Annotated in this window: 24 protein-coding genes and 1 pseudogene; 7 read left to right on the forward strand and 18 right to left on the reverse strand. The window is 67.8% G+C overall.

The features are described 5' to 3' along the window. Nucleotides 1-49: 49 nt before the first annotated feature. The 4 genes from OTERR_RS02315 to mltA form a co-directional block, all read right to left on the reverse strand. Nucleotides 50-442: a CzcE family metal-binding protein gene (locus OTERR_RS02315; RefSeq protein ID WP_149424738.1), complete on the reverse strand. Its 393-nt coding sequence runs from the start codon at nucleotides 440-442 to the stop codon at nucleotides 50-52. Between the two features lie 327 nt (nucleotides 443-769). Continuing rightward, nucleotides 770-1,099: a chromate transporter gene (locus OTERR_RS02320; RefSeq protein WP_223115985.1), complete on the reverse strand. Its 330-nt coding sequence runs from the start codon at nucleotides 1,097-1,099 to the stop codon at nucleotides 770-772. Nucleotides 1,100-1,185: 86 nt separating this feature from the next. Next, nucleotides 1,186-2,388 (reverse strand): ammonium transporter, encoded by a 1,203-nt coding sequence (locus OTERR_RS02325; protein ID WP_054620109.1) that lies wholly within the window; start codon nucleotides 2,386-2,388, stop codon nucleotides 1,186-1,188. A 197-nt stretch (nucleotides 2,389-2,585) separates the two neighbouring features. After that, nucleotides 2,586-3,806 (reverse strand): murein transglycosylase A, encoded by a 1,221-nt coding sequence (gene mltA / locus OTERR_RS02330; RefSeq protein WP_187775285.1) that lies wholly within the window; start codon nucleotides 3,804-3,806, stop codon nucleotides 2,586-2,588. 157 nt (nucleotides 3,807-3,963) lie between these two features. Between mltA and OTERR_RS02335 the strand changes: the two are divergent. Together OTERR_RS02335 and OTERR_RS02340 are read left to right on the forward strand one after the other, a co-directional pair. Further along, nucleotides 3,964-4,821: pseudogene (locus tag OTERR_RS02335) on the forward strand (ATP-binding protein); the annotation flags it as partial. A gap of 248 nt (nucleotides 4,822-5,069) precedes the next feature. After that, on the forward strand, nucleotides 5,070-6,077 hold the full coding sequence (locus OTERR_RS02340; protein WP_342780110.1) for a Nudix family hydrolase: 1,008 nt from the start codon (nucleotides 5,070-5,072) through the stop codon (nucleotides 6,075-6,077). Between the two features lie 129 nt (nucleotides 6,078-6,206). On the opposite strand, the gene OTERR_RS02345 is transcribed toward OTERR_RS02340, so the two are convergent. The 13 genes from OTERR_RS02345 to glnA form a co-directional block, all read right to left on the reverse strand. Continuing rightward, a complete protein-coding gene (locus OTERR_RS02345) occupies nucleotides 6,207-6,788 on the reverse strand; it encodes a GNAT family N-acetyltransferase (RefSeq protein WP_149424740.1) in 582 nt (193 codons plus the stop codon). A 25-nt stretch (nucleotides 6,789-6,813) separates the two neighbouring features. Further along, entirely contained in the window at nucleotides 6,814-7,506 is a 693-nt protein-coding gene (locus OTERR_RS02350; RefSeq protein WP_054620108.1) for an MgtC/SapB family protein, read from the reverse strand. A 276-nt stretch (nucleotides 7,507-7,782) separates the two neighbouring features. Continuing rightward, entirely contained in the window at nucleotides 7,783-7,989 is a 207-nt protein-coding gene (locus tag OTERR_RS02355; protein ID WP_054620107.1) for a DNA gyrase inhibitor YacG, read from the reverse strand. 13 nt (nucleotides 7,990-8,002) lie between these two features. Next, on the reverse strand, nucleotides 8,003-9,634 hold the full coding sequence (locus OTERR_RS02360; protein ID WP_149424741.1) for a methyl-accepting chemotaxis protein: 1,632 nt from the start codon (nucleotides 9,632-9,634) through the stop codon (nucleotides 8,003-8,005). Between the two features lie 341 nt (nucleotides 9,635-9,975). Beyond that, entirely contained in the window at nucleotides 9,976-10,731 is a 756-nt protein-coding gene (zapD, locus tag OTERR_RS02365; RefSeq protein WP_054620105.1) for a cell division protein ZapD, read from the reverse strand. 168 nt (nucleotides 10,732-10,899) lie between these two features. Then, entirely contained in the window at nucleotides 10,900-11,556 is a 657-nt protein-coding gene (coaE, locus tag OTERR_RS02370; protein WP_149424742.1) for a dephospho-CoA kinase, read from the reverse strand. Nucleotides 11,557-11,560: 4 nt separating this feature from the next. Beyond that, nucleotides 11,561-12,367, reverse strand: a complete 807-nt coding sequence (locus OTERR_RS02375) for an SPOR domain-containing protein (RefSeq protein WP_149424743.1) — start codon at nucleotides 12,365-12,367, stop codon at nucleotides 11,561-11,563. Nucleotides 12,368-12,394: 27 nt separating this feature from the next. Continuing rightward, nucleotides 12,395-13,768 carry a TrpB-like pyridoxal phosphate-dependent enzyme gene (locus OTERR_RS02380; RefSeq protein ID WP_054620102.1) on the reverse strand — a complete coding sequence of 458 codons (1,374 nt, stop codon included), beginning with the start codon at nucleotides 13,766-13,768 and terminating at the stop codon, nucleotides 12,395-12,397. A 53-nt stretch (nucleotides 13,769-13,821) separates the two neighbouring features. Next, a complete protein-coding gene (locus OTERR_RS16245) occupies nucleotides 13,822-15,450 on the reverse strand; it encodes a biotin--[acetyl-CoA-carboxylase] ligase (RefSeq protein WP_149424744.1) in 1,629 nt (542 codons plus the stop codon). Nucleotides 15,451-15,593: 143 nt separating this feature from the next. Continuing rightward, nucleotides 15,594-17,024, reverse strand: coding sequence for a nitrogen regulation protein NR(I) (gene ntrC, locus OTERR_RS02390; protein ID WP_054620101.1), 1,431 nt, complete (start codon nucleotides 17,022-17,024; stop codon nucleotides 15,594-15,596). Nucleotides 17,025-17,100: 76 nt separating this feature from the next. After that, nucleotides 17,101-18,222: a nitrogen regulation protein NR(II) gene (glnL, locus tag OTERR_RS02395; protein ID WP_082396559.1), complete on the reverse strand. Its 1,122-nt coding sequence runs from the start codon at nucleotides 18,220-18,222 to the stop codon at nucleotides 17,101-17,103. A 38-nt stretch (nucleotides 18,223-18,260) separates the two neighbouring features. Beyond that, nucleotides 18,261-18,734: a DUF4124 domain-containing protein gene (locus tag OTERR_RS02400; protein ID WP_149424745.1), complete on the reverse strand. Its 474-nt coding sequence runs from the start codon at nucleotides 18,732-18,734 to the stop codon at nucleotides 18,261-18,263. A gap of 175 nt (nucleotides 18,735-18,909) precedes the next feature. Then, nucleotides 18,910-20,322: a type I glutamate--ammonia ligase gene (gene glnA / locus OTERR_RS02405; protein ID WP_054620099.1), complete on the reverse strand. Its 1,413-nt coding sequence runs from the start codon at nucleotides 20,320-20,322 to the stop codon at nucleotides 18,910-18,912. Nucleotides 20,323-20,783: 461 nt separating this feature from the next. Between glnA and OTERR_RS02410 the strand changes: the two genes are divergently transcribed. The 4 genes from OTERR_RS02410 to clsB all read left to right on the forward strand — a co-directional run bounded on the left by OTERR_RS02410 (nucleotide 20,784) and on the right by clsB (nucleotide 24,422). Beyond that, nucleotides 20,784-21,236 (forward strand): rhodanese-like domain-containing protein, encoded by a 453-nt coding sequence (locus OTERR_RS02410; protein ID WP_149424746.1) that lies wholly within the window; start codon nucleotides 20,784-20,786, stop codon nucleotides 21,234-21,236. Nucleotides 21,237-21,256: 20 nt separating this feature from the next. Next, complete coding sequence (gene nadA / locus OTERR_RS02415; protein WP_149424747.1) at nucleotides 21,257-22,366, forward strand: quinolinate synthase NadA; 1,110 nt, start codon at nucleotides 21,257-21,259, stop codon at nucleotides 22,364-22,366. Nucleotides 22,367-22,536: 170 nt separating this feature from the next. Continuing rightward, nucleotides 22,537-23,229 (forward strand): endonuclease/exonuclease/phosphatase family protein, encoded by a 693-nt coding sequence (locus tag OTERR_RS02420; protein WP_246154427.1) that lies wholly within the window; start codon nucleotides 22,537-22,539, stop codon nucleotides 23,227-23,229. Nucleotides 23,230-23,240: 11 nt separating this feature from the next. Next, complete coding sequence (clsB, locus tag OTERR_RS02425) at nucleotides 23,241-24,422, forward strand: cardiolipin synthase ClsB (RefSeq protein WP_149426402.1); 1,182 nt, start codon at nucleotides 23,241-23,243, stop codon at nucleotides 24,420-24,422. 54 nt (nucleotides 24,423-24,476) lie between these two features. On the opposite strand, the gene gluQRS is transcribed toward clsB, so the two are convergent. Next, nucleotides 24,477-25,532, reverse strand: coding sequence for a tRNA glutamyl-Q(34) synthetase GluQRS (gene gluQRS / locus OTERR_RS02430; protein WP_149424749.1), 1,056 nt, complete (start codon nucleotides 25,530-25,532; stop codon nucleotides 24,477-24,479). A gap of 84 nt (nucleotides 25,533-25,616) precedes the next feature. On the opposite strand from gluQRS, the gene OTERR_RS02435 reads away from it, so the two are divergent. Then, a complete protein-coding gene (locus OTERR_RS02435) occupies nucleotides 25,617-25,940 on the forward strand; it encodes a hypothetical protein (protein WP_149424750.1) in 324 nt (107 codons plus the stop codon). Nucleotides 25,941-25,949: the final 9 nt, after the last annotated feature.

Consider the following 25,949-nt stretch of genomic DNA (forward strand, 5'->3'; position numbering starts at 1 on the left):
CTCGTCGGGGCCCATTGTTTTTATACATTCTTGGATTTTTTGAAACCCATTAGCCGCCTTGATAGGCAGGGTTCTCAGCCACATAGACCATAATGTTCTCTGCGCCAGGGATGATTTTGGACAGCGGGAAAACTTGAAGTCCAAGAGTGTCGAAGAACCAGGTCACAGATTTGTCGCCGACCTTGATTTCAACCGTCTCCAAGCGAGTTACGTTCAGGTATTTCGTTTCATCCGTCACCGTCACAGCTCGGTGTGCAGGGGCAGAAACGGCGTAACCCTCGGGTTGTTGCTGGTTAGCTGGGGCTTGGGCGCTCTGCTCGCCGACATGAGATAGCCAATGGAAGGTACTAGCCTCAGAACTATCTTCATGTGCAAGAGCATTGGTGGCCCCCCCAATGGCGAAGATTGCGGTAACTAAATATTTCATTGTTTGAGCTTTCATGGGGGTCTCCATATGAAGTAAGCGTGTGTATGTGAAATTGAATCAACTTGTCACGCACAAATCATAGAAGCCAGCGCCCCACAAAAACATTGCTTAAAAATTACAGTTTGGAAAAAAACAATTGAATCCTAACGGTGGTGTAAGAATTGAATTAACTATTCCATCTTGGCGCAGATTTGATAATGACTTGAATTCCTCGCTTAGATTTACGGCATAGCTATGAATCCAAGCGACAAAAGCTACTGAGCAAGGATCTGCGCTACTTTACAAAGCTGGCGACTACCGGTGGAGACAACGAAGACCACTCAATGAGTGCCCTTCGTCTTGTCAGTGGTGCATCAGCGGATACAGAGCCAGCCCGATGGCGGCGGCCGCTATAACGATGACCGGCTCCTGGAGCTTCTTGAACTTCCACAGCAGGGCCGTGGTGCCGATGGCCAGCAGGGCCGTGGGGAGGTCGGTAATCGAGCGCTGGGCGATGACGATCACGGAGCCCGTGATGGCGCCGACCGCCGCCGCCGTGATGCCATCGACGAAGGCGACGATGCCAGGCCGCTTACCGTACTTCTTGAAATAGGGCGCCGGGATGATGGTGAACAGGTAACACGGCAGGAAGGTTCCCAAGGCCGCCACGCAGGCCCCGGGCAGCCCCGCCACCAGGTACTCCATTGTTTTGATGGAGTTTCAAGACTTTTTGTGTCATTTCAAGAAACTATTGTCCGGAAACATTCCTATCACCGATATCACCATAGGCTTTCCCGTTCCGGGGTGGCGGTGATGTTGTGGATCGACAGGTCGGCGCCGTTATATTCGTCTTCCGGGTCGAGGCGTAGGCCGAGAATGGCGCGCAGGGTGCCATACACGATGGCGGAGCCGGCCAGGGCGACGGCGATGGCGAGCAGGGTCATCAGCAGCTGGGGCAGGAAGGCCACGCCACCGGAGCCGCCCAGGGCATGGCTGCCGAAGATGCCGCAGGCCAGGCCGCCCCAGGCGCCGCACAGGCCGTGCAGGGGCCACACGCCGAGCACGTCGTCGATCTTCCAGCGGTTCTGGGTGAGGGTGAACATGTAGACGAACAGGGCGCCGGCGACCACGCCGGTGACCAGTGCCCCCATCGGGTGCATCACGTCGGAGCCGGCGCAGACGGCCACCAGCCCGGCCAGGGGGCCGTTATGGATGAAGCCCGGGTCATTCTTGCCCACCACCAGGGCGGCGAGAATGCCGCCGACCATGGCCATCAGGGAGTTGATTGCCACCAGGCCGGAAATCTTGTCCAGGGTCTGAGCGCTCATGACGTTGAAGCCGAACCAGCCCACCGCCAGGATCCAGGCGCCCAGGGCGAGGAAGGGGATGGAGGAGGGCGGGTGGGCGGCAATGGCGCCGTCCTTGCTGTAGCGGCCGCGCCGGGCGCCGAGCAGCAGCACCGCCGGCAGGGCCAGCCAGCCGCCCATGGCGTGCACCACCACCGAGCCGGCGAAGTCGTGGAACTCGGCGCCGAAGCTGGCTTTCAGCCATTCCTGAATGCCGAAGGCCTGGTTCCAGGCGATGCCTTCATAGAACGGGTAGACAAAGCCCACCAGGCAGAAGGTGGCGGCCAGCTGGGGGTTGAACTTGGCCCGCTCGGCGATGCCGCCGGAGATGATCGCTGGAATGGCCGCAGCGAAGGTGAGCAGGAAGAAAAATTTGGTCAGTTCGAAGCCGTGGTTGGCCGAGAGCACGTCGGCGCCATGGAAGAAGTGGGTACCGTAGGCGACGCCGTAGCCGATGAAGAAATAGGCGATGGTCGATACGGCGAAGTCGGACAGGATTTTGACCAGGGCATTGACCTGGTTCTTCTTGCGGACGGTGCCCAGTTCGAGAAAGGCGAAGCCGGCGTGCATGGCCAGCACCATGATGGCGCCGAGCAAGACGAAAAGGGTGTCCGAAGCGGACTGATGGTTCTCCATGGTGCCTCCTGAAAACGGATGCACCGCAATTGCAATAGTCGTTCCAGCTTGATGCTGGAAAAAACATTCAACAAATCAGACGATTATGAGTTTGACGCGAGGCTGACAGCCCTAAAGCGGTGCATGCGCCGCATAGGAGAACCAAATCGGTGCGTCCGGCACCGATTTGGTGAGCGTGTCGGCGACAGTTGCGCCGCTCAGCGCGGCCCCACGCCCGGGGGCAACAGCACCCACATGCGGCCCTTTTGCTTCATCCGTCCGGCCAGACTGCCGGCGTCCGGGCCGAAGCCCCAGAAGAAGTCGGCCCGCACCACGCCCTTGATGGCGCCGCCCGTGTCCTGGGCCAGCATCAGGCGGTTGAGGGGGCGCTCCTCGTTGGGCCAGGTGGTGGCGAGGAACACCGGTGCGCCGAGCGGCGTGGTGCGCGGGTCCACCGCCAGGCTGCGGGTGTCGCTCAGGGGCACGCCGAGGGCGCCGATGGGGCCACCCTCGGCGTTCTTCAGTTCACGGAAGAACACGTAGCTGGGGTTCTCGTTGAGCAGGGCCTGGACCTTGGTCGGATTGGCCCGGGCCCAGCCCTGGATGCCCTGCATGCTCGCCTGCTCCGGCTTCAGCTCGCCCCGCTCGATCAACACCCGGCCGATGGACTGGTAGGGGTGGCCGTTCTGGTCGGCGTAGCCGACGCGCAGGAGCGAGCCGTCCGGCAGCTTGACCCGGCCCGAGCCCTGGATTTGCAGGAAAAACAGCTCGATCGGGTCGTCCACCCAGGCGATCGCCTTTTCGCCCAGCTTGGCTTCCCGGGGCGCCAGCTCGGCCCGGGACCAGTAGGGCACCACCTTGTTGCCCTGCAGGCGGCCGCGTAGGCGCAGGTTCTTCAGCTCGGGGAAGAGGTCGGAAAGCTCGATGGTGAGCAGGTCGGCGGGCACCGGCAGCACCGGGTGCTGGGTTGGATTGAGCCGTTGCCGGCTGCCGCTGAGCAGGGGTTCGTAGTAGCCGGTGATCAGGCCGTTGTCGGCGCCGTCCGGATTGACGAGGCGCCAGGGGATCAGGCGGGATTCGAAGAAGCGCCGTGCGGTGGTGCTGTCCGGCGTGCCCAGGGTCGCCGCCTCTTCACAGGTGCCGCGCCACAGGGGCCAGTCGCGGCGCGATTTCATGCCGCGGCAGGAATTGAGAAAGCCCGGCCAGGCAGCGGCGAGATCGTCGTCCTGCCAGCCCGGCAGTTCGTCGAAGCGGGCCGGTTGCAGCGGCGGCGCGGCGGGGGCGGTGGGCGCGGCCGGCTTTTCACCGGGGCAGACCGGACAGGGGGCGGGGGGCCGGGTGGCGCAGCCGGCAGTCACCAGGGCGAGGGCCAGCGCGGCGGCCCCGGCCAGGCGTTGGAGGCGTTGGTGGGGGGCAGGGATTCGGCTAAGGTGTCGCATTCGCAAAGTATACCCCGGGCGAAAAGCTGCCTTCGCCCGGCACCGTCCACCTTACTTGTGTGTTTCTGCCATGGCCCGACTTCCCGCTGCCTCCAAGAAATCCGCTGCACCGGCCCAGCCGGTGTCCCCCGTCGTTGCTGCTGATGCCGCCGATCCCCTGCTGGTCTTCCTTGCCCGGGCCGAAAGCGTTCTGGCCCGGCTGGAGCCCCTGCTGCCGCCGGTGCCCGCTGAGCCCGACTGGGCCGCCCCCGCCTTCCGCTGGGTCAAGACCGGCGGTTTGGGCAACGTGGGCCACACCGGTCGCCTGGTGGCGGTACAACGCCTGGCGCCGATGCGCCTGGCCGACTTGCGCGACATCGACGAGCAGAAGGCCCGGGTGGTCGCCAACACCCGCCAGTTCCTCGCCGGCAAGCCGGCCAACAACGTGCTGATGACCGGCACCCGGGGGTGCGGCAAGTCGTCCCTGGTACGCGCCCTGCTCAACGAGTTTTCCGGCCGCGGCCTGCGTGGCATCGAGGTGGACAAGGCCGACCTGGTGGATCTTCCGGAAATCGTCGCCCGGGTGGCCCACCGCCCCGAGAAGTTCCTGGTGTTCTGCGACGACCTGTCCTTCGAAACCGGCGAAGTCGCCTACAAGGCGCTGAAGTCGGTGCTCGACGGGTCCCTCGCCGACGTGCCGCCCAACGTGCTGATCTATGCCACTTCCAACCGCCGCCATCTGATGCCCGAGTACTTCTCGGAAAACGCCGAAACCAAGGTGGTGGACGGCGAGATCCATCCCGGCGAGGCGGTGGAGGAAAAGGTATCCCTGTCCGAGCGCTTCGGCCTGTGGGTGTCCTTCTACCCCTTCGACCAGGACGCCTACCTGAACATCGTCAACCACTGGCTCGCCCACTTCGGCCTGACCCCGGCGGAAATCGCCGCCGCCGAGCGGGATGCCCTCAACTGGGCCCTGGGCCGCGGCTCCCGCTCCGGCCGGGTGGGCTGGCAGTTCGCCAAGGACTACGCCGCCCAGCGCAAGGCCCCGGTCCCGGCCAAGGCGAAGGTTGCCGCGACGAAGCCGAGCTCCGCGACGACGGCGATCGCAAAGCCGGCAGCCAAGCCTGCTGCGAAGCCCGCTGCCAAGTCTGCGGCAAAGACATCGGCCAAGGCGCCGGCCAAAACCGGTGCAAAGGCTGTGGCCAAGCCGGTGGCGAGCGCACCGTCCACCACCAAGGCGGCTCCGCGCAAGACGGCCACGGCCCGCACCGCCGGGGGGCGCAAGTGAGCGACAACGCCGCAACCACCGCTTGCGCCGATACTGCCGCGCCGCGTCCGGTCACCCACGTGGCGGCGGCGGTGCTGCTGCGCCAGGGGCCGGCCGGCACCGAGTTCCTGCTCGCCCGGCGCCCCGAGGGCAAGGTCTACGCCGGCTGGTGGGAGTTTCCCGGCGGCAAGGTGGAACGGGGCGAAACCGATGCCCAGTGCCTGGTACGGGAGCTGCAGGAGGAGATGGCCATCACCGTCACCGCCGCCACCCCCTGGATCACCCGCCGCTTCGAATATCCCCACGCCTCGGTACGCCTCAAGTTCTTCAAGGTGACCGCCTGGGAGGGGGGCGCCGCCGACGGCGACATCCACGCGGTGGAGCACGACGCGGTGGCCTGGACGCCCCTGGGCGCTCCGGCCGCGGTGGCGCCGGTGCTCCCCGCCAACGGGCCGATCCTGGAGGCCCTGGGACTGCCCGAGGTCTATGCCGTCACCGATGCCGGCGCCCATGGCGTGGCGGCCGAACTGGCCCGCCTCGACGCTGCCTTGGCCGGCGGCCTGCGCCTGGTCCAGGTGCGGGAGAAGGGTGATGGCCTGGATGGCGCGGCGCGGCGCGATTTCGCCGCTGCCGTGGTGGCCCGGGTCCATGCCGTCGGCGGCCGGGTGCTGGTCAACGACGATGTGGAACTGGCCCGGGCGGTGGGGGCCGACGGGGTGCATCTATCCTCGTCCGCCCTGCGCGCTGCCGCCGTCCGGCCGGACATGCCCCTGGTGGCTGCGTCCTGCCACGACGCGGCGGAACTGGATGCGGCCATCGCCCTGGGTTGCCAGTTCGCCGTACTGGGGCCGGTGGCCCCCACTGCCAGCCATCCGGGGACGGCGCCCCTGGGCTGGGGGCGCTTTGCCGAGCTGGTGGAGGAAAGCCCGATCCCGGTCTATGGGTTGGGCGGCTTGAGCGCCGCCGACCTGCCGGCGGCCCGGGCCGCCAACGCCCACGGCGTGGCCGCCCTGCGCGGCTGGTGAGGCGTCGCTCAGGAGGAAGAAGGGCCGCGCTGTCGCGGCCCTTTTCTTTTGTCTGCCGGTACTGCCACCCGAAGGAGCGCAGGCACCGCGCTTTGCGCGCTGTGCGTCGCGGTGAATGCGGGGTGTCGCCTACCGGCTTCCGGTCGGCGCGTCGGCCTGCCATTGCCGGCGCGGCAGACGGTACAGGCAGTGACGCTGCAGGGGATGACCGGCGGGCAGGTCGGGGTGGTCGAAGTCCCCCGCGTCGTCCCGGGCCATGCCCAGCCGCGCCATCAGCGCCCGGGAGCGGGCGTTGGCCAGGGTGGTGAAGGCCACGATCTCGTCCAGGCTGAGTGCGTCGAAGCCGAACCCCAGGGCGGCCCGGGCCCCTTCGCAGGCCAGGCCCTGGCCCCACCAGGCCCGGGCCAGTCGCCAGCTGATCTCGACGCCGGGGGAGAAGGGCAGGGCGGCGGCCGGCACGTGCAGCCCGATCAGGCCGATACAGGTGCCGGCGGCCTTGGCTTCCACCGCCCACAGGCCCCAGCCCCGCGCGGCGATCAGGCTGGTGCAGCGCTCCACGATGGCGTCGCTCTCGGCCCGGGCCAGGGGGGCGGGAAAGCAGGCCATCACCTCGGGGTCGGCGCACAGGGCGGCAAAGGGCGCCCGGTCGGCCTCCCGCCACTGGCGCAGGATCAGGCGGTCGGTTTCGAGGATGGGGAGGGATGGGGTCATGTCGTGGCTGTGGGCACGGTTGGTCTTAGTCGCCGGTGGGCGAGATGCGGAAGGCGCGCACCTGGGGGAGCCGGCGCAGGGCGTCGGCGAGGCGCGAGGTGTTGGTCGGGTCGATGGTGCGAATGACCATGCGGTACTCGAAGGACAGTCCGTCGTCGGATACCCGGTAGCTCATGTTGGCGATGGTGAAGCCGTGGCTTACCAGCAGCGCGCGTACCTCCGCTTCGGGCATGGCCGCGTCCCGGTCGAAGCGCAGGGCGTGGTGGGCGTAGGAATGGGACGGCAGGCGGGCCTCGATCCAGCGGAAGGCGGAGAGGATGCCCAGGGTGAGCAGGGTCGCCAGGATCGCCGGGAAGTAGAAGCCGACGCCGATCAGGATGCCGATGGCGGCGGTGATCCAGATCGAAGCGGCGGTGGTCAGGCCGCGCACGCTTAGGCCTTCCTTGAAGATCACGCCGGCGCCGAGAAAGCCGATGCCGGTCATGATGCCCTGGGCCATCCGGGTCGGGTCGGTGCGCACCGTGTCCAGGGGCACGCCGGGCAGCCACTTCCACTGGTAGAGGGTCACCAGCATCAGCAGGCTGGAGGCGAGGCAGACCAGGGTGTGGGTGCGAAAGCCGGCGGGGCGGGCGTGAAAGCTGCGCTCCAGCCCGATGATGCCGCCGGCGACCAGGGCGCCGATGAGATGGATGGCGATTTCGGGGATGTCCGTGTCCATGGAGCCTCCTGGAAAAACGGGGGGATGTCGCCGCCGCCACGGGAAAGAGCGGCCGCGGCGCGGCGAGCGAGCAATGCCGATGGCATTGGTCGATTGTCCCGACGGGCTGCCGCCCCGGTCAAGGTTCGCAGCAGCATCGGGCAGAAAACGGCGGTGCCTTCACCGGCATGCCGGAAGTCCGCGCCCCTGGCCGAAAAGCAACGGGCCGCTGCGAAGAGCGGCCCTGGGTGCGGAGTTCCAAGGGGGCTGGCTGGAGAGCCGCGCCCCGCTTAGGGTTTAGGCCGACGGTTCGTCGAGCCCCCCGTCGTTTTCGGCCAGCGGCACCCGGTAGCTTTCGGTCGCCCAGGCCCCCAGGTCGATCAGCTTGCAGCGTTCCGAACAGAACGGCCGCCACGGATTTTCCGGGGACCAGGGTTGTTCCTTGCCGCAGGTGGGGCAGGGAACCTTGGGGGCGGTGGACGGTGCGGGGGCGGGCGTGCTCATGGCGCGGATTTTCTCACGCCAGCTTGAAGCGAGCCACCGAGGAACGCAGGGCGTCGGCCAGTTGTTCGAGGGACTGGGCGGTCTGGGCGGTTTCCTTGACCGAACGGTTGTTGTCCTCGGCCATCTGGGCGATGCGTTCCACGTTGCCGGCCACGTCGTTGGCGGCACTGCTCTGCTCCTTGAGCGCCGAGGAGATTTCCTGGACGTGGGAGAGCACCGCCTCGGAGCCTTCGCGGATGCGGGTGATGGCCGAGCCGGCTTCGGCGGCCAGGTCGCGGCCTTCGGTCACCTGGGCCAGGCTGGCCTGCATGTTGGCCACCGCCTGGCGGGTGCCGTTCTGGATCTGGCCGATCATGTCGGCGATCTCGCGGGTCGAGGTGGCGGTGCGTTCGGCCAGCTTGCGCACTTCATCGGCAACCACGGCGAAGCCGCGCCCCTGCTCGCCGGCCCGGGCCGCCTCGATGGCGGCATTGAGCGCCAGCAGATTGGTCTGCTCGGCGATTTCCTGGATCACGCCGACGATCGACGAAATCTCGCCGGAGCGGCGCTCCAGTTCGACGATGTCCTGGGAGGTGGCGGTCACCGTGTCGGCAATCTGCTGAATGCGGCTGACGGTGCGTTCGATCACCGCGCTGCCGGTCTGGGCGATGTTGCCGGATTCGTGGGCGATGGCGGCGGACTCGCCGGCACTGCTGGCGACGTGGTTCACGCTCACAGTGAGCTGCTCCATGCCGGCGGCCATGGCCGAGGAGGCCTCGCTCTGGTTGGCCGAGGACTGTTCCAGGTCGCCGGCGGCGGCGCAGATCTGGCGCGCCGAACTGGCCACCGTAGCGGCGTTGGCGGCGATGTCGGTGAGCATGGTGCGCAGCTGTTGCTGCATGGTGGCGATGGCCTGGAGCAGGGCGCCGATCTCGTCGCCGCCCTCCCGCTGCACCACCATGGTCAGGTCGCCCCGGGCGGTAGCCTCGGCGGCCTGCACGGCGCGGCGCAGGCGTTTGACGATGCTGGCCGACAGGGTCATGGCGACCACGACCGCGATCGCGGCAGCGAGCAGGCCGCTGCCCATCAGGGACCAGTTGGTCAGCTTGCGCAGTTGTTCGAGTTCGGCGGTCTGGTCGGCCAGGCGGCCCCGTTCTTCGTCGGCGATTTCCAGGAGCAGGCTACGCATCGCTTCCAGGCGCTCGCGGCCGCGGCCGGAGGCCACCAGGGCTTCCAGATCGGTCAGCTTGCCGTAGCCCGAGCTGATGTCGTCGCGCATTTCCACCATCGGCGCCACCGCCAGGTTGGACCACTTGATTGCCGAGACCTCCAGGCTGGCCAGGCGGTCCTGCTGCGCGGGATTGTCCTCGGTGAGCTTCTTGGTCTCGTCGATCAGGGTCTTGAAGCGTTCGCGGCCGTGGTTGAGCGGCGTCAGGAACTCCGGCTGGCCGGCCAGGGCGTACCCCTGGGCGCCGGCCTCCATGCTGACCAGGGCTTCCTTGATGCCCTCGACGTTCACGATCACGTTGTAGGTGTGCTCGGTGACCCGGTTGGCCTCTTCGAGGCGGGCCAGGTTGCGCCCGGTGAGGGCGATGATGACGATGAAAATGGCGAGAATGACGCCGAAACCGAGAAAGAGCTTGGTCTTTACGGCCAATTTGCCCATGGTGCAGTCCTCCTTGGGGGATGGAAGAGGTGGAAAGGTTGGTGAATTGTTGTGTGCCCGCCAGGGGGCTTCCGACCTCGGTGCGACCGATGGTAAAGGCCTTTCGGCCTTTTTTCCAGCCTCTTCAACTAGTGGAAATCACTGATATTCCAGAAGAATTTAACCGTTTTTTTGATAGGGGAATGGGGGCTGCCTGCCCACGGTTGGCATAACCAGCCTGGCCGTGCGTCAGGGACCCCGCCCCGGGCCGTGACCCGAACCTCGGCGGCATGGCGATGCCGCAAACGAAAAGCCCCGCGAGGGGCGGGGCTGTGTCGGGGGGCCTGGGAAAGCGGCGAGGCTCAGAGATTGCAGAAGGTCATCTCGAAATCCACGTCCTGGTCGGTGTGCCGGGGACGCAGGCTGCCGTCGGGGCAGGCGAAGCGGACGTTGAGGGCGTACTTGTTGGCGCTGATCTCGGGAATCACCGCCACGGCCAGGGGGAGGCGCAAGCGCACCATCTGGGCCGAACTGCCGCCGAGCATGAGCTGGAAGGCGCCGGACTTGGCGACGAAGTGATCGGGGCGGCCGGAGGCGCGCAGCAGGCGCAGCACGATGGTGAGCGCGTCGCGCAGGGGCAGGAACGGCCGGGTCCAGCCTTCCAGGGCAGCACGCCGGGTTTCCGCCGGGTGATGCAGCCAGAAGTGGTAGGAGGGCACGTCGAACTCACACACCCCACCGGGGATGGCGGCGCGGCTCTTGATGCCCATCAGCCATTCGTTGTCGCGCAGGTGCTGGCCGATGCGGCCGGTCATGGCCAGCAGCGCCGCCGAAGCCTGCTCGATTTCGTAGAGGGCTCCGGACAGGGCCTCTTCGGAAATTTCCGGGTTGTTGCGGAAGGACAGCAGGGTCTGGCGTTGCCGTTCCAGTTCCTGGATCAGGTCGAGCTTGAGGTCGGCCCGGGAGGCGGTTTCCAGGATGTCGAACAGGGTGACCAACGCGACGTGGTGTTCGAGGGGGCCGTCGTGTCCACTGAAGTGGGCGGTTTTCTCGAACAGGTCTTCCAGGCGCAGCAGGGTGCGGATCCGCTCGTTGAAGGGGTATTCGTAGGTGATCACGACCGGAACGGAGCCTGGGAGAGAGTTATCGCTGGTTTTATGCCGAAGAATTCGGGAGGAGGATGGCGCCGCTGGCGCCGGGCCGTTACTCGACGCGGCAGGTTGGTCGAGGAAAAAGTTCCTGAATTCTGGCCCAGTTACGAGGAAATCTCAACACATCGCGCGAAGTTATGCGATGGAAGCCGGTGGTGGGGCTGACGGGAGGTCGGAACCGGCGAGCTCGCGGTAGCGCTGGTCGAGCGCGGCGACCTGCCCATCGAGCTGTTCCAGACGGCCGTCATTGGTGATTACATCGTCGGCGGCAGCCAGCCGTTCCGCCCGGCTGGCCTGGGCGGCGAGGATGGCGCGGACTTCGTCTTCGCTGAGCTGGTTGCGTGCCATCACCCGGGTGATCTGCAGCGCTTCGGGGCAATCCACCACCAGGATGCGCCGGCAGCGTTCCCGGTAACTGCCCGATTCGATCAGTAGAGGCACGGCGAGCAGCACGTACGGATGGCCGGCTGCGGCGGCTTCAGTCTGGCGGGCGCTCTCGGTGCGGATCAGGGGGTGCAGGATGGCTTCCAGGCGTTGCCGCGCCGCCGGATCGGAAAAGGCCAGGCGGCGCATGGCCGGCCGGTCCAGGGCTCCGTCGCCGCGCATCACGCCAGGGCCGAAAGCCGCCGCGATGGCCGCCATGGCGGCGCCGCCGGGGCCGGTCAGGGCGTGGGCGATGGCGTCCGTGTCCACGATTGCCGCGCCCCGGGCGGCAAAGCGCTCGGCCACGGCGCTCTTGCCGCTGCCGATGCCGCCGGTGAGTCCCACGACGAAGGGGGGGGGCATGGTCATGGGGTCAGCCGCAGCTGCCGCTCTGGACCTTGGGCAGGATCTTGGCGGCACTGCCCTTGGCGGCACCGATGGCATCCTGGTCGCCCCGGGCTTGCAGGCTCACCACTTCACCCTTGCCGGCCCGGGGGCCGACCTTGGCGGAGCGCACGCCCTGCGCCCTGAGGTTTTCCAGGTGGTCCTTGGCGCCGTTTTCCGAGGAGAACACGCCAAGGGAAATGGCAAAGTGGTTGGCGCCACTTTCCTGGACGATGAAGAACTCGCTAATGCCCATCTGCTTCAGTTCGCCGGCCTTGCGGTCCACGTCGGCCTTGCTCGGCAGGGGCGGGATGAACACCCACCACTGGCTCACCTCGGCCGGTTGGCTGCGCCGGGTGAGCTTGAGCGGACGGTCCTTGAACAGCCCGGTCAGCCGGTCCGCCTCGGCGACACTGAGGCCGTTCCAGGCCAGACAGACCTCGGGCTTGGCGGAGGCCTTCGCTTCGGCCGGCTTGGGCTCGGCCTTGGTCCCGCTGGCCTTGGCAGGCGCTGCCTTGGCCGGCGCTTCGCTGTCCCGTTCCGGCGGCTGGGCCGGAGCGGGGGCTTTGGCCTCGGCGGCGGCCTTGTTCTCGCTGCTGTCCTTGTCGTTGCCGCTGTTTTCCTTGGCGCTGGCGGGAGGCGCTGGCGGGGTGTCGCCCCGGCCCACCACCCGCAGCTGCTCCGGCGCGACCGGCCGGGGCGGAGGCGTGGTCGAGGCGCTGTTGCCGAAGAAGCCCTGGGTAAAGGCCAGGAAGAGCAGGTTGGCGAGGATCAGCAGGAAAACGGCGATGGGCACGGTGGGGACCTTGGCGGTGAGCGGGGGTTAGCCGACCTTGGGCAGGTGTTCCAGGGAGGCCCGGATGGCATCCGCGGGATAGGCGAAGTCCTCCAGCTGGCCGCTGAAGTAGCGGTCGTAGGAGGTCATGTCGAAATGGCCGTGGCCGGTGAGGTTGAACAGGATCACCTTGGGCTCGCCGCTGGCCTTGGCCGCCAGGGCTTCGTCGATGGCGGCACGGATGGCGTGGCAGGACTCGGGGGCGGGGATGATGCCCTCGCTGCGGGCGAACTGCACCCCGGCGTCGAAGGTGGCCAGCTGGGGCACGGCCAGGGGCTCCACCAGCCCCTCGTGGGTCAGCTGCGACACCAGGGACGAGGCGCCGTGGTAGCGCAGCCCGCCGGCATGAATGCCCGGGGGCATGAAGTCGTGGCCCAGGGTGTACATCTTCATCAGCGGGGTGAAACCGGAGGCGTCGCCGAAGTCGTAGGCGTAGGCGCCCTGGGTCAGGGTCGGGCAGGAGGTGGGTTCCACCGCCACGCAGCGCAGGCGCTCGGCCCGCTTCTCGCCGGCGGCCTTGTCGGCGAGGAAGGGAAAGGCGATGCCGCCGAAGGACGAGCCGCCGCCGCAGGGGCCGACGATCACATCCGGGTAGAGGCCGATCTTGTCGAACTGCGTCTTCGCTTCCAGGCCGATGATGCTCTGGTGCAGCAGCACGTGGTTGAGCACCGAGCCCAGGGTGTAGTTAGTGTCGGCGCGGGAGGCGGCTTCTTCCACCGCTTCCGAGATGGCCAGGCCCAGGGAGCCCGGGTTGTTGGCGTCCTTGGCCAGGGCGTCACGGCCGGTCTGGGTCAACTCGGACGGGCTGGCGAACACCTCGGCCCCCCAGGTCTGCATCATCAGGCGCCGATAGGGCTTCTGGTGGTAGCTGACGTTGACCATGTACACCCGCACGTCCAGGCCGAACATCTGGCCGGCGAAGGAGATGGAGGAGCCCCACTGGCCGGCGCCGGTCTCGGTGGTCAGGCGCTTGATGCCGGCCTGCTTGTTGTAGAAGGCCTGGGGCACGGCGGAGTTGGGCTTGTGGGAGCCGGCGGGGGAGACGCCTTCGTACTTGTAGAAAATTTTGGCCGGGGTGCCCAGGGCCGCTTCCAGGCGGTGGGCGCGCACCAGGGGGCTGGGCCGCCACAGGCGGTAGATGTCGCGAACTTCCTCGGGGATTTCGATCCAGCGCTGGGCGCTCATCTCCTGCTCGATGATCGCATCGGGGAAGATGGCCTGCATCTGCTCGGGCTTGACCACCTCGCCGTCCGGGCCCAGGGGCGGGGCGGGCGGGGTAGGCAGGTCGGCGGCGACGTTGTACCAGTGGGTCGGCATTTCCGCCGGGTCGAGGTAGATGCGGCTGGGTTCGAGGCTGCTCATTGGAAGGTCTCCCTGATTGTGGTTATGTCGTGCGACTAGGGGCGGCGAGGGCGCTACGGTAGCGCAAGCGCCGAATCGGGTCGAGCCGGCGGACTGGTTTCAGCAATGTGGGCCAGGCCGTCGAGCACCAGGCCATGGGCGAGCACTGCCGGCAGATGGCCGAGCAGTGGCGCCAGCCGGTCGGCGTCGCCGCCGGCCAGCAGCACCGGACTGCCGGCGGGCAACTGGCGGGCCATGCGTTCGATGGCGCCGGCCTGGGCGGAGAGGCAGCCGGTGGCGATGGCGTCTTCGGTGAGCCGCGGCAGGGGGGTGAACTGGCCGCCTTCCCCCGGGAGTTGCGCCGTGCCCTGGCCCAGGGCGCGCCGCATGAGGGCATAGCCGGGCAGGATCATGCCGCCGGCGAAGATGCCTTCCCCGTCGCCGGCCTGGAGCACGTCCACGGTGGTGGCGGTGCCGGCACAAACCACCAGGCAGGCGCGCTGCTCCCGGTGCCAGGCGCCGATCAGGGCGGCCCAGCGGTCGGCGCCGAGACGTTCCGGGTGTTGGTAGCTGTTACGCACCCCGTGCGCCTGGGCCGAGGGCTGCAGCCAGCACAGCGGAATGGCGGCCGCGTCGAGGAGGGCCTGGAGCGGGGCGATCTGGGCATCCCCGGCGACCCGGCAGCCAAGGGCCGTGTCGATGCCCGGATGCTGGCGCAGCAGCGCCGCCAGGGCGCCGGCAGCTTCCGCCCAGGGCCAGGCGCCGTAGGCCAGCCAGTGGCCGTGGTCGCGTAGACCCCACTTGAGGCGGCTGTTGCCGGCATCGAGGATCAGCCGGGGGCCGTTGCGCGAGGCGACGGCCGGGCGCAGGGACAGGTCGCCGACCAGGTGGCGCTCTGTTCCGGCGCCGGTTTCGATGAGTAGGGCGCCGCTGTCGTCCACGCCCAGGCAACAGCCTTCCTGGCGGCTGTGCTCGCCGGTCAGGCAGACCCGCTGCTGCTGGTAGGCATGGCGGGCTTCCCAGGCCGGGCGCAACGCCGCGAAGCCGTCCCGGGCGAACGTGTCGAGCACTTGGGCCAGTTCGCTGAGGACGGCGGCCAGTACGGTGTGGCGGTCGGGGGGCGCCGTCCCGGCAGCACGGCAGGCGTCGGCCAGGGCGGCCACGGGCTGGCCGGGATCGGGCGGGGCCTCCAGATTGAGGCCGATGCCGATGATGGCGGCGGCACCGCTACGCTCCAGGCTGGTTTCCACCAGGATGCCGCCGAGCTTGGCCAGGGGCGCGTCGGTGCTTTGCAACAGGATGTCGTTGGGCCATTTCAGGCGCACCCCGGCGATGCCCAGGGATTCCAGGGCTTGGGCGACGGCCAGGCCGACGGCCAGGGATAGCCCGCTGAGCCGTTCCGGCCGGCCGGCTGGACCATTGAATCGCCACAACAGGGAAAACGTCAGGCCGGCACCCGGGGGCGATACCCAGGTCCGGCCACGGCGCCCCCGGCCCGCCGACTGGGCGTCGGCAACCACCACCGTGCCCGATGGCGCCTGGGGGCGCCGCGCTAGCTCCAGGTTGGTCGAGTCACAGTGGTCCAGGGCGTCGACGTCGAAGCGTCCGGCCGCCGGGCCGAGGCAGGCCTTGAGGCGGGTCAGGTCGATTAGGGGAGCGGCCGGGGCGTCCGGCGACAGGGATGGCGGGGGGCGGAGGCTCACGGGTGGAAAGGGCCGGGGGCGGAACGGCCAAAACGGTTAGCCCGTAATTATGACCGATTTGCCCTCGTCCTTTCTGCGCGGCTGGCGTGGCGGCCCATGACCGCTGGTTCCCGCTCGTTCCCGCGATTCTTGCAGATGCTGGCTCAGTCGCCGCTGGCCGCCGCTTCCCGCGGGTTGTCCAGGCCCAGTTCCTGGATCTTGCGGGTGATGGTGTTGCGACCGATGCCCAGGGCGGTGGCGGCCTCGATGCGCCGGCCGGCGGTGTGGGCCAGGGCCCGGTTGATCAGGATGCGCTCGAAGATGCGGGTGAGCTTGTCGTGCACATCGCCACCGCTGCGCGTGAGCAACCGGTCCACCTCGGCGGCCAGGGCTGTTTCCCAGTCGCCGTAGGCACCGCCACTCCCGCTGCTGGCGGCTTCCTCGCGGATTTCCGGGGGAAGGTCGGTGAGCTCCACGGTCTGGCCCGGGGCCATCACGGTCAGCCAGTGGCAGAGGTTTTCCAGCTGGCGCACGTTGCCGGGGAAGTCCAACCCCATCAGGTGCTTGAGAGCGCTGTCGGAGAGGCGCTTGGCCTCCACGCCGAGCTCTTGGGCGCTCTTGGCCAGGAAGTGGCGGGCTAGCAGGGGGATGTCCTCGCGCCGTTCCTTGAGGGACGGCAGGCGGATGCGGATGACGTTGAGGCGGTGGAACAGGTCTTCCCGGAACAACCCTTCCTTGACCCGGGTTTCCAGGTTCTGGTGGGTGGCGGCGATGACCCGCACGTTGGCCTTGAGCGGCTGGTGGCCGCCGACCCGGTAATAGTGGCCGTCGGACAGCACCCGCAGCAGGCGGGTTTGCAGTTCCGGGGGCATGTCGCCGATCTCGTCGAGGAACAGGGTGCCACCGGCGGCTTCCTCGAAGCGGCCGCGACGCTGGGCGGTGGCCCCGGTAAAGGCGCCGCGCTCGTGACCGAACAACTCGGATTCGAGCAGGTCCTTGGGGATGGCGGCGGTGTTGAGGGCGATGAACGGCTTGTCGGCCCTGGGGCTGTGGCGGTGCAGGGCGCGGGCCACCAGCTCCTTGCCGGCGCCGGACTCCCCGGTGATCAGCACCGTGGCGTGGGAATGGGACAGGCGGCCGATGGCGCGGAACACTTCCTGCATCGACGGGGCGGTACCGAGTATCTCCGGCGTCAGGCTGGGTTCCTCGTCTGCACCGCTTTGGTGCATCGACTCATCCACGGCCCGGCGGATCAGTTCGATCGCCTGGTCCACGTCGAAGGGCTTGGGCAGGTATTCGAAGGCGCCGCCCTGAAAGGCTGCCACTGCCGACTCCAGGTCCGAGTAGGCCGTCATGATGATCACCGGCAGGCCAGGCCAGGTGTCCTTGATGCGGGTCAGCAGGTCCAGGCCCGAGGCCCCAGGCATGCGGATGTCGGAGAGCAGCACCTGGGGCGGTTCGGCACCCCGGTCGAGTTCGGTGAGTACTTCGTTGGCCGAAGCGAAGCTGCGGAAGGCGATAGATTCCCGGGCCAGGGCCTTTTCCAGCACCCAGCGGATGGAACGGTCGTCGTCGACGATCCAGACAGGTTTCATGGGGTCTTCCCTGATTTTGTTAGAGGTCCATGGCTGCAATGCAAGGAGCTTGCCAGGGGCCGCGTCGCGCCGTCGTTCAGGCTTCTTCCACCGGCAGGCACAGGGTGAAGCGGGTCTGGCCGGGGCGGCTGTCGCATTCGATGGTGCCTTGGTGCTGCTGGATGAAGCTTTGCGCCAGGGTCAGGCCCAGGCCCGAGCCACCTTCCCGGCCCGAGACCAGGGGGTAGAACATCTTTTCGCGGATGGCGTCGGGAATGCCCGGACCGTTGTCGATGATCTGTACTTCAATGGCCAGGCGGTAGCGCTTCTTGGCCAGGGTGACCTGGCGGATCGCCCGGGTGCGCAGCACGATCTCGCCCTGGCCATCCATGGCCTGGGCGGCATTGCGGGCGATGTTGAGGTGGGCCTGGATCAGCTGTTCCCGGTCGGCCACCACCTCCGGCAGGCTGGTGTCGTAGTCGCGCCGAACCGTCAGGCCGCCCGGGTACTCGGCCAGCAGCAGGCTGCGCACCCGTTCCAGGATTTCGTGGATGTTGGTCGGCCCCGGCTGCATCGGCCGGTGGGGCGAGAGCAGGCGCTGCATCAGATCCTGGAGGCGGTCCGCCTCCTTGATGATGACCTGGGTGTATTCCTTGAGGGCCGGGGCGTTGGGCAGGTCCACCAGTTCCCGTTCGAGCAGCTGGGCGGCGCCGCGGATGCCGCCCAGGGGGTTCTTGATCTCGTGGGCCAGGTTACGGATCAACTCCCGGTTGGCGATCTGCTGCTCGATCAAGCGTTCTTCCCGGTGCGCCTTGAGCTGCTGGTCGATGGGGCGCAATTCCACGAGCAGGCGGGCGGGGGGGAGGTTGGCGGGGGGCTCCACCGGGGTGACGGTACAGTCCACGTGCAGGGTTTCCCGACCCTCGCGCTTCACCTCGATGTTCTGCCCGGTATAGCCCCAGTTGTTGGCGATGGCGTTGGCGAAGGCTGCCTGCAGGCCGGCGCCGAATTGCAATGCGGAGCCCAGGGGGCGCCCGAGCAGGGCGCGGTGGGAGAGGGCGAGCAGGTTTTCCGCCGCCGGGTTGGCGTAGCAAACCCGGCACTCGCCGTCGAGGACGAGGACGGCGGCCGACAGCAGGTCGAGGCCGGGAAAGGTGGGGAGAGGTTCGATGGCGTTGAGTGCCGCGGCGGCGGTGGAGGGCGTCGTGGTGGAGGTCATGTCCCGAGCCGGAGCAAGGAGCGCGCCACCCGTGCGCCTTAGCGCAGGTTGGCCGTTTCCTTGCGAATGGCCTCGATGTTGCGCTCGTGCAGTTGCACCTTGTCCTTGTAGGGCTGCAGGCGGTCGAGCACCTTCTGGTAGTTGCGTTCGTCGCCGTTGCGGATGCCTTCCTGTTCGGCCAGCTCCTTGCGCGCTTCTTCCAGGCTCTTTTGCTCGCTGGCCAGTTCCTGTTCGAGGATGCGGCGACGGTCCCCGTCCCGGGATTTTTGCGTGGCGTCGTCGACCCGGGGGAAGCCGGCCGGGGAGGGCGTGCGCGGGGCGGCGGCGCTCGGCTTGGGCGGCGCGGGCAGGGTGGACACCGGGTCGGTGGCCACTTTCTTGCAATTCTTGCCTTGCTGCACGTTGGAGATGACGGTGTTTCCCTCCGTATCGGTGCAGCGGAAGATCTGGGCCTGGGCGCTGCCGGCGGCAAGCAGCAGGGCGGCGGAAAGGAGCAGGGACGCAGATTTCATGGGGGCCTCGTTACGCATGGGGCAAGTGTAGGGGCGATGCGGAGCGGGGGCAACCGGGAGCCGGTGCGGATCGATGGTAGGCCATGTACTCCGGCGTGTCATGAGCGCAGCGCCCGCCCAAGAAAAAAGGGACGGGTTGCCCCGTCCCTTCTTCATTCTGCGGTCGCGCGATCGCTTAGATGGAGTAGTACAGCTCGAACTCCAGGGGGTGGACCGCCATGCGCAGCTTGGTCACTTCTTCCATCTTCAGGGCGATGTAAGCATCGATCCAGTCGTTGGAGAACACACCGCCGCGGGTCAGGAACTCGCGGTCCTGGTCCAGGGCTTCCAGCGCCTGATCCAGGCTGTGGCAGACGGTCGGGATCTTGGCGTCTTCTTCCGGCGGCAGATCGTACAGGTTCTTGTCCGCAGGCTCGCCCGGGTGGATCTTGTTCTGGATACCGTCCAGACCGGCCATCAGCAGGGCAGCGAAGCACAGGTAGGGGTTGGCACCCGGATCCGGGAAGCGGGTTTCGATACGGCGGGCCTTGGTGGAGGCCACGTGGGGCACGCGGATCGAGGCGGAGCGGTTCTTGGCGGAGTAGGCCAGCTTCACCGGGGCTTCGAAGTGGGGCACCAGGCGCTTGTAGGAGTTGATCAGCGGGTTGGTGATCGCGTTCAGGGCACGGGCGTGCTTGATGATGCCGCCGATGTAGTACAGGGCCATTTCGGACAGGCCGGCGTAGCCGTTACCGGCGAACAGGTTCTGGCCGTCCTTCCAGATGGACTGGTGCACGTGCATGCCGGAACCATTGTCGCCAACCAGGGGCTTGGGCATGAAGGTGGCGGTCTTGCCGTACTGGTAGGCCACGTTGTGGATCACGTACTTCTGGATTTGGGTCCAGTCGGCGCGCTTCACCAGGGTGGAGAACTTGGTGCCGATTTCGCACTGACCGGCGGTGGCCACTTCGTGGTGGTGCACTTCCACGGGCACGCCCAGGGATTCCAGAGCCAGGCACATGGCGGCGCGGATGTCGTTGAGACGGTCAACCGGGGGAACCGGGAAGTAGCCGCCCTTCACCGCGGGGCGGTGGCCGGCGTTGCCGCCTTCGGACTTGTCGTCGGAGGACCAGGGGGCCTCTTCGGAGGAAATCTTGCAGTAGGTGCCGGACATGTCGGTCTTCCACTCGATCGAGTCGAAGATGAAGAACTCGGGTTCCGGGCCGAAGAAGGCGGTGTCGCCGATGCCGGAGGACTTCAGGTAGGCCTCGGCGCGCTTGGCGATGGAGCGGGGGTCGCGGTCGTAGCCCTTGCCGTCGGCCGGTTCCACCACGTCACAGGTCAGCACCAGGGTGGTTTCGTCGAAGAAGGGGTCGATGTAGGCGGTGTCGGCGTCCGGCATCAGCAGCATGTCGGAAGCCTGGATGCCTTTCCAGCCAGCGATGGAGGAGCCGTCGAAGGCGTGGCCTTCTTCGAACTTGCTCTCGTCGAAGTGGCTGATGGGCACGCCGACGTGCTGTTCCTTGCCACGGGTATCGGTGAAGCGGAAATCGACGAATTTAACGTCGTTTTCCTTGACCATCTTGATCACGTCCTGGGGGGTCGTCATGTGCTACATCTCCTAAGCAAGGTGCCGGTGGCCGGCAGAATACAGGAATCCGGGATTTCGTTTGCGGGGCGTAACGAGCACTTTTTGTGCCAGTGCGGCCGGCTAAGCCACGCCATTGTGCCATAACAGAAACCCCACGCAGGGGCTTGCAGATCGCGCACTACAACGGTGCGGCGTTTGGTTTTGGTGCACCAAAATGGTGCAAAAGCGATTGGCGCGCGCATTCTGCACCAAATCGCACCATGGGGCAGTATCGCGGCCCGGGATGCCGGGGCCGCACGGACGAGGTGCTGATTTATACTTGCCTCCCCCTTGTTCGCTTGCCGTGGCGCCCTCATCTAGGGAAAACCGGCAGGCAGAACGGTAGCGGACCGGGCCCGATGGGTTTGCCCCGGGTGGCGCAACCACCCGGACGCGGGCCGGTCCCACTTCCATGACTTTCACTGAACCGCGAGGTTGCCATGGGTCGTTTGAACGAATTGCTGGCGCTGGCCAAGACCCGCGCCCAGGATCAGAATTTTCCCTACGCCGGCTCCCTGACCCCGGCGGAAGCCCACGAGGTGTGGAAGCTGGCTCCCGGGGCGGTGTTGGTGGATGTGCGCACCAAGGCCGAGTGGGACTGGGTGGGGCGGGTTCCCGGTGCGGTGGAGATCGAGTGGAACCTCTACCCGGACGGGGGGCGCAACCCCCATTTTCTCGATCGCCTGAAACGGGAAGTGGATCGGGAAGCCCTGGTGCTTTTCCTCTGCCGCAGCGGCGGCCGCTCCCATGCGGCGGCCACGGCGGCGGCCAACGCGGGCTACACCAGCGCGTGCAACATCCTGGAGGGCTTCGAAGGCGACAAGAACGCCGACGGCCGGCGCAATACCGTCGGCGGCTGGCGCCACGCCGGACTCCCCTGGGTACAGAGCTAATCCAAGAAGCGACAGTTCACATGCAAACCATTGCCTTCAACCCCTCCTTCGACCGTTACAACACCCTGTCCGACGCCGAGTGCGAAGAGCGCATCCGCGCCGCTCGGGCCAAGCTGGGCAAGAAGGCGGTGCTGCTGTGCCACCACTACCAGCGGGCCGACGTGTACCAGCACGCCGACCTGACCGGCGATTCCCTCAAGCTGTCGCGCCTGGCCGCCCAGGCCGAGAGCGACTACATCGTCTTCTGCGGTGTGCACTTCATGGCCGAAGTGGCGGACATCATGTCCAAGCCCAACCAGATCGCCATCCTGCCCGACCTGGCCGCCGGCTGTTCCATGGCCGACATGGCCAATCTGGCCAAGGTCACCCGGGCCTGGCGCGAACTGGGCGAGGTGCTCGGCGAGGACCCGGCCAACCAGGTCACCCCGGTCACCTACATCAACTCGGCGGCCGACCTGAAGGCCTTCTGCGGCGAGCGCGGCGGCATCGTGTGCACCTCGTCGAACGCCCGCACCATCGCCGAATGGGCCTTCGCCCGCCGGCCCAAGGTGCTGTTCTTCCCCGACCAGCACCTGGGCCGCTGGACCGGCCACCAGCTGGGGATGCCCCTCATCGACATGGTGGTGTGGGATCCGGACCTGGAGTACGGCGGCCTCACCCCGGAGCAGATCAAGAACGCCAAGATCCTGCTGTGGAAGGGCCACTGCTCGGTGCACCAGATGTTCCAGAAGAGCCACATCGACGCTTTCCGCGCCAAGCACCCGGAGGGTATCGTCATCGCCCACCCGGAGTGCAACTTCGAGGTGTGCGCCGCTTCCGACCACGTCGGCTCCACCGAGCACATCGTCAAGACCATCAAGGAAGCGCCCAAGGGCACCCGCTGGCTGGTGGGCACCGAGCTCAACCTGGTGGAGCGGCTGGCCCGGGAAGTGGCGCCGGACGACAAGATCGTCCAGTTCATGGCCACCACCATCTGCATGTGCTCGACCATGCAGCGCATCGACCCCCAGCACCTGGCCTGGACCCTGGAAAACCTGGTGGAAGGCAAGGTGGTCAACCGCATTTCAGTGCCGGCCCACGAAGCCGAACTGGCGCGCCTGGCCCTGGACCGCATGCTGGCGGTGTCCTGAGTCCTGAGCGACCCGACAGCTCTCCATCGTTGCCTGCGACCCCCATGCGCCCGCTGCCTGCCGCCGATCGTGCCGTGACCCCCACGCCCGCCGGCGCGGGCGGGCGCCTGGCGCCGATTTCGATCGCCACCTACAACATCCACAAGGGCTTTTCCCAGTTCAACCGGCGCATGATGGTCCACGAGTTGCGCCAGGAACTGCGCGGCCTGGCGCCGGACATCCTGTTCCTGCAGGAGGTGCAGGGCCAGCACCGCCATCACGAGGCGCGTCACGATGCCTGGCCGGCGGCGCCCCAGCACGAGTTCCTGGCCGAGGATATGTGGCAGGAAGCGGCCTACGGGCGCAACGTGGTCTATGACCACGGCCACCACGGCAACGCCGTGCTGTCCCGCTTTCCCATCGTGCACACCCACAACCAGGACGTGACCCATCACCGCTTCGAGCGGCGCGGCTTGCTCCACTGCGAGATCGCCGTGCCCGCCTGGGAGGGGCGCTCGCTGCACTGCGTATGCGTGCACCTCTCGCTGCTCGGCCACTCGCGCCGCCGCCAGCTCGACCTGCTGGCCGGGCGTCTCGAAGAACTGGTGCCGCCCGACGCTCCCCTGATCATCGCCGGCGATTTCAACGACTGGCGCAACCGGGCCAACACCCTGCTGGCCGAGCGCCTCGGTCTGCACGAGGCCTTCGACCAGGGGCGGGGCAAACCGTCGCGCAGCTTCCCGGCGGCCCTGCCCCTGTTCCGCCTCGACCGCATCTACGTGCGCGGTTTCCAGGTGGCCGATGCCCGGGTCCATGCCGGCCGGCCCTGGTCGCGCATTTCCGACCACGCCCTGCTCGCCGCGCGGCTCCAGCCCAACGGGTAGCCGCGGTGCCGATCGAGTTTCAACCCGACAACCGGCTGAAGCTCCTCCAATGCGGGGTGGAATACTTCCCCGCGCTGCTCGCCGCCATCGACGCGGCGGAGCGGGAAATCTTCCTCGAAAGCTACATCTTCGCCGACGACGACGTGGGCCGGGCCGTGGCTGCCGCCCTGGCCCGGGCGGCGCAACGCGGGGTGCTGGTGCAGGTGCTGGTGGATGGCTTCGGCGGCGGCGAATTCCCCCGCACCTTGGCGCCGGAAATGCAGGCCGACGGTGTGCGCGTGCTCATCTATCGGCCCGAGATCGCCAGCCTGCGCGGCCGCTTCCGCCTCAAGCGCCACCGCTTGCGCCGCCTGCACCGCAAGCTGGCGGTGATCGACTGCCAGGTGGCCTTCGTCGGCGGCATCAACATCGAGAGTGACTTCAATGTGCCAGGCCACACCGCGCCGCGCTACGACTTCGCCGTGCAGGTCGAGGGGCCTCTGGTCGCGGCGGTGCGCGGCACCATGGTGCGGGTGTGGGAAATCGTCGTCTGGGCCAACTTCCGCCACCGCTACCGGGTCGGCCAGTTGGATACGCCCGCGCCCGTTGCGTCCACGGCGGCGCCGGGGCAGGGCCAGCGGGCGGCGCTGCTGATCCGCGACAACCTGCGCCATCGCCGCGACATTCCCGAGGCCTACCTGGAGGCCATCGCCGCGGCGCAGCAGGAGGTGGTCATCGCCAACGCCTATTTCCTGCCCGGCCGGCGCTTGCGCCATGCCTTGATGGATGCGGCGCAGCGCGGCGTCAGCGTGATCGTGCTGCTCCAGGGGCGGGTCGAATATCGTCTGCAGCACTATGCCACCCAGGCCCTGTACGGCGCCCTGCTGGCGGCCGGGGTGCGCATCTTCGAATACCGGGCCAGCTTTCTCCACGCCAAGGTCGGCGTGGTGGACGGCGTTTGGGCCACGGTCGGTTCGGCCAACATGGACCCCTTCAGTCTGCTGCTCGCCCGGGAGGCCAACGTGGTGGCGCACGACCGCCCGTTCGCCGCGGAGCTGCGCGAGCGTCTGGGCGAAGCCCTCGGTGAGGACGCCCGGGAGGTGCGGGCCAACGATTGGCGCCGCCTCGGCCTGGTGGCCCGGGGGCTGCGCTGGACGGCCTACTACATGGTGCGCATCGGCCTCTCCCTGGTTGGCTTGGGCGACCGCTACTGACCCCGCGAAACCCTAGGCAGGACGGGCATCTTCACGATGCCTGTCTGGAGCGCCTTATTCCGCGCGCCTTTCCGCGGGTATGTTGTGGAGATTGCCTTCTGGCGCGGGGGTCGGGTCGGTGCCCGTCAATTCTTCCGTCAAGACGAGGTGCCGCCGGGCCGGCACGCGAGCCACCGACCAGTGGCGCCGCGCCCATTGCCAGAGTTCGTCCAGGCGGGCCTCGGCCAGTTCGGCGGGGGGCTGCTGGCCGAGAAAGGCCAGAGCGCGAACCAGTTCGCGGCAACGCTGATCGATGGCCAGGGCCGGGGCCAGGGTCTGCTTGGAGAGCTTTTCCCCGGCGGCGTTGGCTGCCACCGGCAGGTGCAGGTAGGCCGGTGTGGGCAGCCCCAGCGCCCGTTGCAGGGCCACCTGGCGCGGTGTCGAGTCGATCAGGTCGGCGCCGCGCACCACGTCGGTGACCCCCTGGTCGGCATCGTCCACCACCACGGCCAGCTGGTAGGTGTATACCCCGTCGGCCCGCTTCAGCACGAAGTCGCCCACATCCCGGGAGAGGCGCTGGGTGATGGCGCCCTGCAGGCGGTCGAGCACCGTGACCGTATCGGCCGGATCGCCGCTGGCGGGGAGGCGAAAGCGCCAGGCCGCCGGACCGGGGGGCGGCGGGGCATGGCGACAGGTGCCGGGATAGACCGGCGCTCCGTCCACCGACGTGTGCTGCGCGGCGGCGGCGATGGCGCGGCGCGTGCAGCGGCAGGGGTAGGCGCGGCCGGCGGCGATCAGGGCGTCGAGGGCCGCCTGGTAGGCCGCCACCTGGGATGGCGCGCTTTGCCAGCGCACCTCCCCATCCCAGGCGAAGCCGAAGGCTTCCAGGGTGCGCACGATGCCTTCCGCCGCGCCGGGCACGATGCGCGGCGTGTCCACGTCCTCGACGCGCAGCAACCAACGGCCGCCTTGGCTTCGGGCGTCCAGGTAGCTGCCCACGGCCGCCACCAGGGAGCCGAAATGCAGGGGGCCGGTGGGCGATGGGGCAAAGCGCCCGACGTAGGGGCGGGGAGGGGGCGCGGGCGCGATGGGGGCGTCGGCAGTGTCGACGGGAGGGCAGGCGGACGGCATGGGGCGATTTTAGCGCGGCCCCCGGCTTGCCAGGCGCCCCGGCCCGGGGCAGTCTAGGGCGTCGCCCTTGCCTGGAGTGCCCCCATGCGTCCCTTTGCCTTGCGGCTTTGCCCCCTGATGTGCGCGCTGATGCTGGCGGCCTGCGCCGCCGAACCCAACGATGAGGACATCCGCCTCGCCTACGAGCACAGCCTGCAGTCCGCCACCGGCCGTTTCGTCGGCGACCAGCTGGCGCAGAACATCAAGGTGCTGGCGGCCAAGAAGGTGGCCTGCCAGAAGAGCGCCGAGGCGCCGGGTTACGTCTGCGACTTTACCTACCGCAGCGAGTTGCCAGTGGTGGGACAGCGCGACGGTTCGGCCAAGGGGCGCTTCGTCAAAGGCGAGCAGGGCTGGCTGCTGGCCGAGTAGCCGGTTGGG

Origin of the sequence: Oryzomicrobium terrae, from assembly GCF_008274805.1 — a bacterium.
GTDB classification, from domain to species: Bacteria; Pseudomonadota; Gammaproteobacteria; order Burkholderiales; family Rhodocyclaceae; genus Oryzomicrobium; species Oryzomicrobium terrae.

Excerpts from the sequence above, each read along its gene's own strand:
- OTERR_RS02420 (WP_246154427.1), top strand. The coding sequence starts at position 22,537 with ATGATGGTCCACGAGTTGCGCCAGGAACTGCGCGGCCTGGCGCCGGAC.
- OTERR_RS02345 (WP_149424740.1), bottom strand. The coding sequence starts at position 6,788 with ATGACCCCATCCCTCCCCATCCTCGAAACCGACCGCCTGATCCTGCGC.
- OTERR_RS02410 (WP_149424746.1), top strand. The coding sequence starts at position 20,784 with ATGGGTCGTTTGAACGAATTGCTGGCGCTGGCCAAGACCCGCGCCCAG.
- ntrC (WP_054620101.1), bottom strand. The coding sequence starts at position 17,024 with ATGAAACCTGTCTGGATCGTCGACGACGACCGTTCCATCCGCTGGGTG.
- OTERR_RS02400 (WP_149424745.1), bottom strand. The coding sequence starts at position 18,734 with ATGAAATCTGCGTCCCTGCTCCTTTCCGCCGCCCTGCTGCTTGCCGCC.
- gluQRS (WP_149424749.1), bottom strand. The coding sequence starts at position 25,532 with ATGCCGTCCGCCTGCCCTCCCGTCGACACTGCCGACGCCCCCATCGCG.
- mltA (WP_187775285.1), bottom strand. The coding sequence starts at position 3,806 with ATGCGACACCTTAGCCGAATCCCTGCCCCCCACCAACGCCTCCAACGC.
- glnA (WP_054620099.1), bottom strand. The coding sequence starts at position 20,322 with ATGACGACCCCCCAGGACGTGATCAAGATGGTCAAGGAAAACGACGTT.
- OTERR_RS02315 (WP_149424738.1), bottom strand. The coding sequence starts at position 442 with ATGAAAGCTCAAACAATGAAATATTTAGTTACCGCAATCTTCGCCATT.
- OTERR_RS02350 (WP_054620108.1), bottom strand. The coding sequence starts at position 7,506 with ATGGACACGGACATCCCCGAAATCGCCATCCATCTCATCGGCGCCCTG.
- OTERR_RS02360 (WP_149424741.1), bottom strand. The coding sequence starts at position 9,634 with ATGGGCAAATTGGCCGTAAAGACCAAGCTCTTTCTCGGTTTCGGCGTC.
- coaE (WP_149424742.1), bottom strand. The coding sequence starts at position 11,556 with ATGACCATGCCCCCCCCCTTCGTCGTGGGACTCACCGGCGGCATCGGC.
- nadA (WP_149424747.1), top strand. The coding sequence starts at position 21,257 with ATGCAAACCATTGCCTTCAACCCCTCCTTCGACCGTTACAACACCCTG.
- OTERR_RS02355 (WP_054620107.1), bottom strand. The coding sequence starts at position 7,989 with ATGAGCACGCCCGCCCCCGCACCGTCCACCGCCCCCAAGGTTCCCTGC.
- glnL (WP_082396559.1), bottom strand. The coding sequence starts at position 18,222 with ATGACCTCCACCACGACGCCCTCCACCGCCGCCGCGGCACTCAACGCC.
- OTERR_RS02325 (WP_054620109.1), bottom strand. The coding sequence starts at position 2,388 with ATGGAGAACCATCAGTCCGCTTCGGACACCCTTTTCGTCTTGCTCGGC.
- OTERR_RS02380 (WP_054620102.1), bottom strand. The coding sequence starts at position 13,768 with ATGAGCAGCCTCGAACCCAGCCGCATCTACCTCGACCCGGCGGAAATG.
- OTERR_RS02435 (WP_149424750.1), top strand. The coding sequence starts at position 25,617 with ATGCGTCCCTTTGCCTTGCGGCTTTGCCCCCTGATGTGCGCGCTGATG.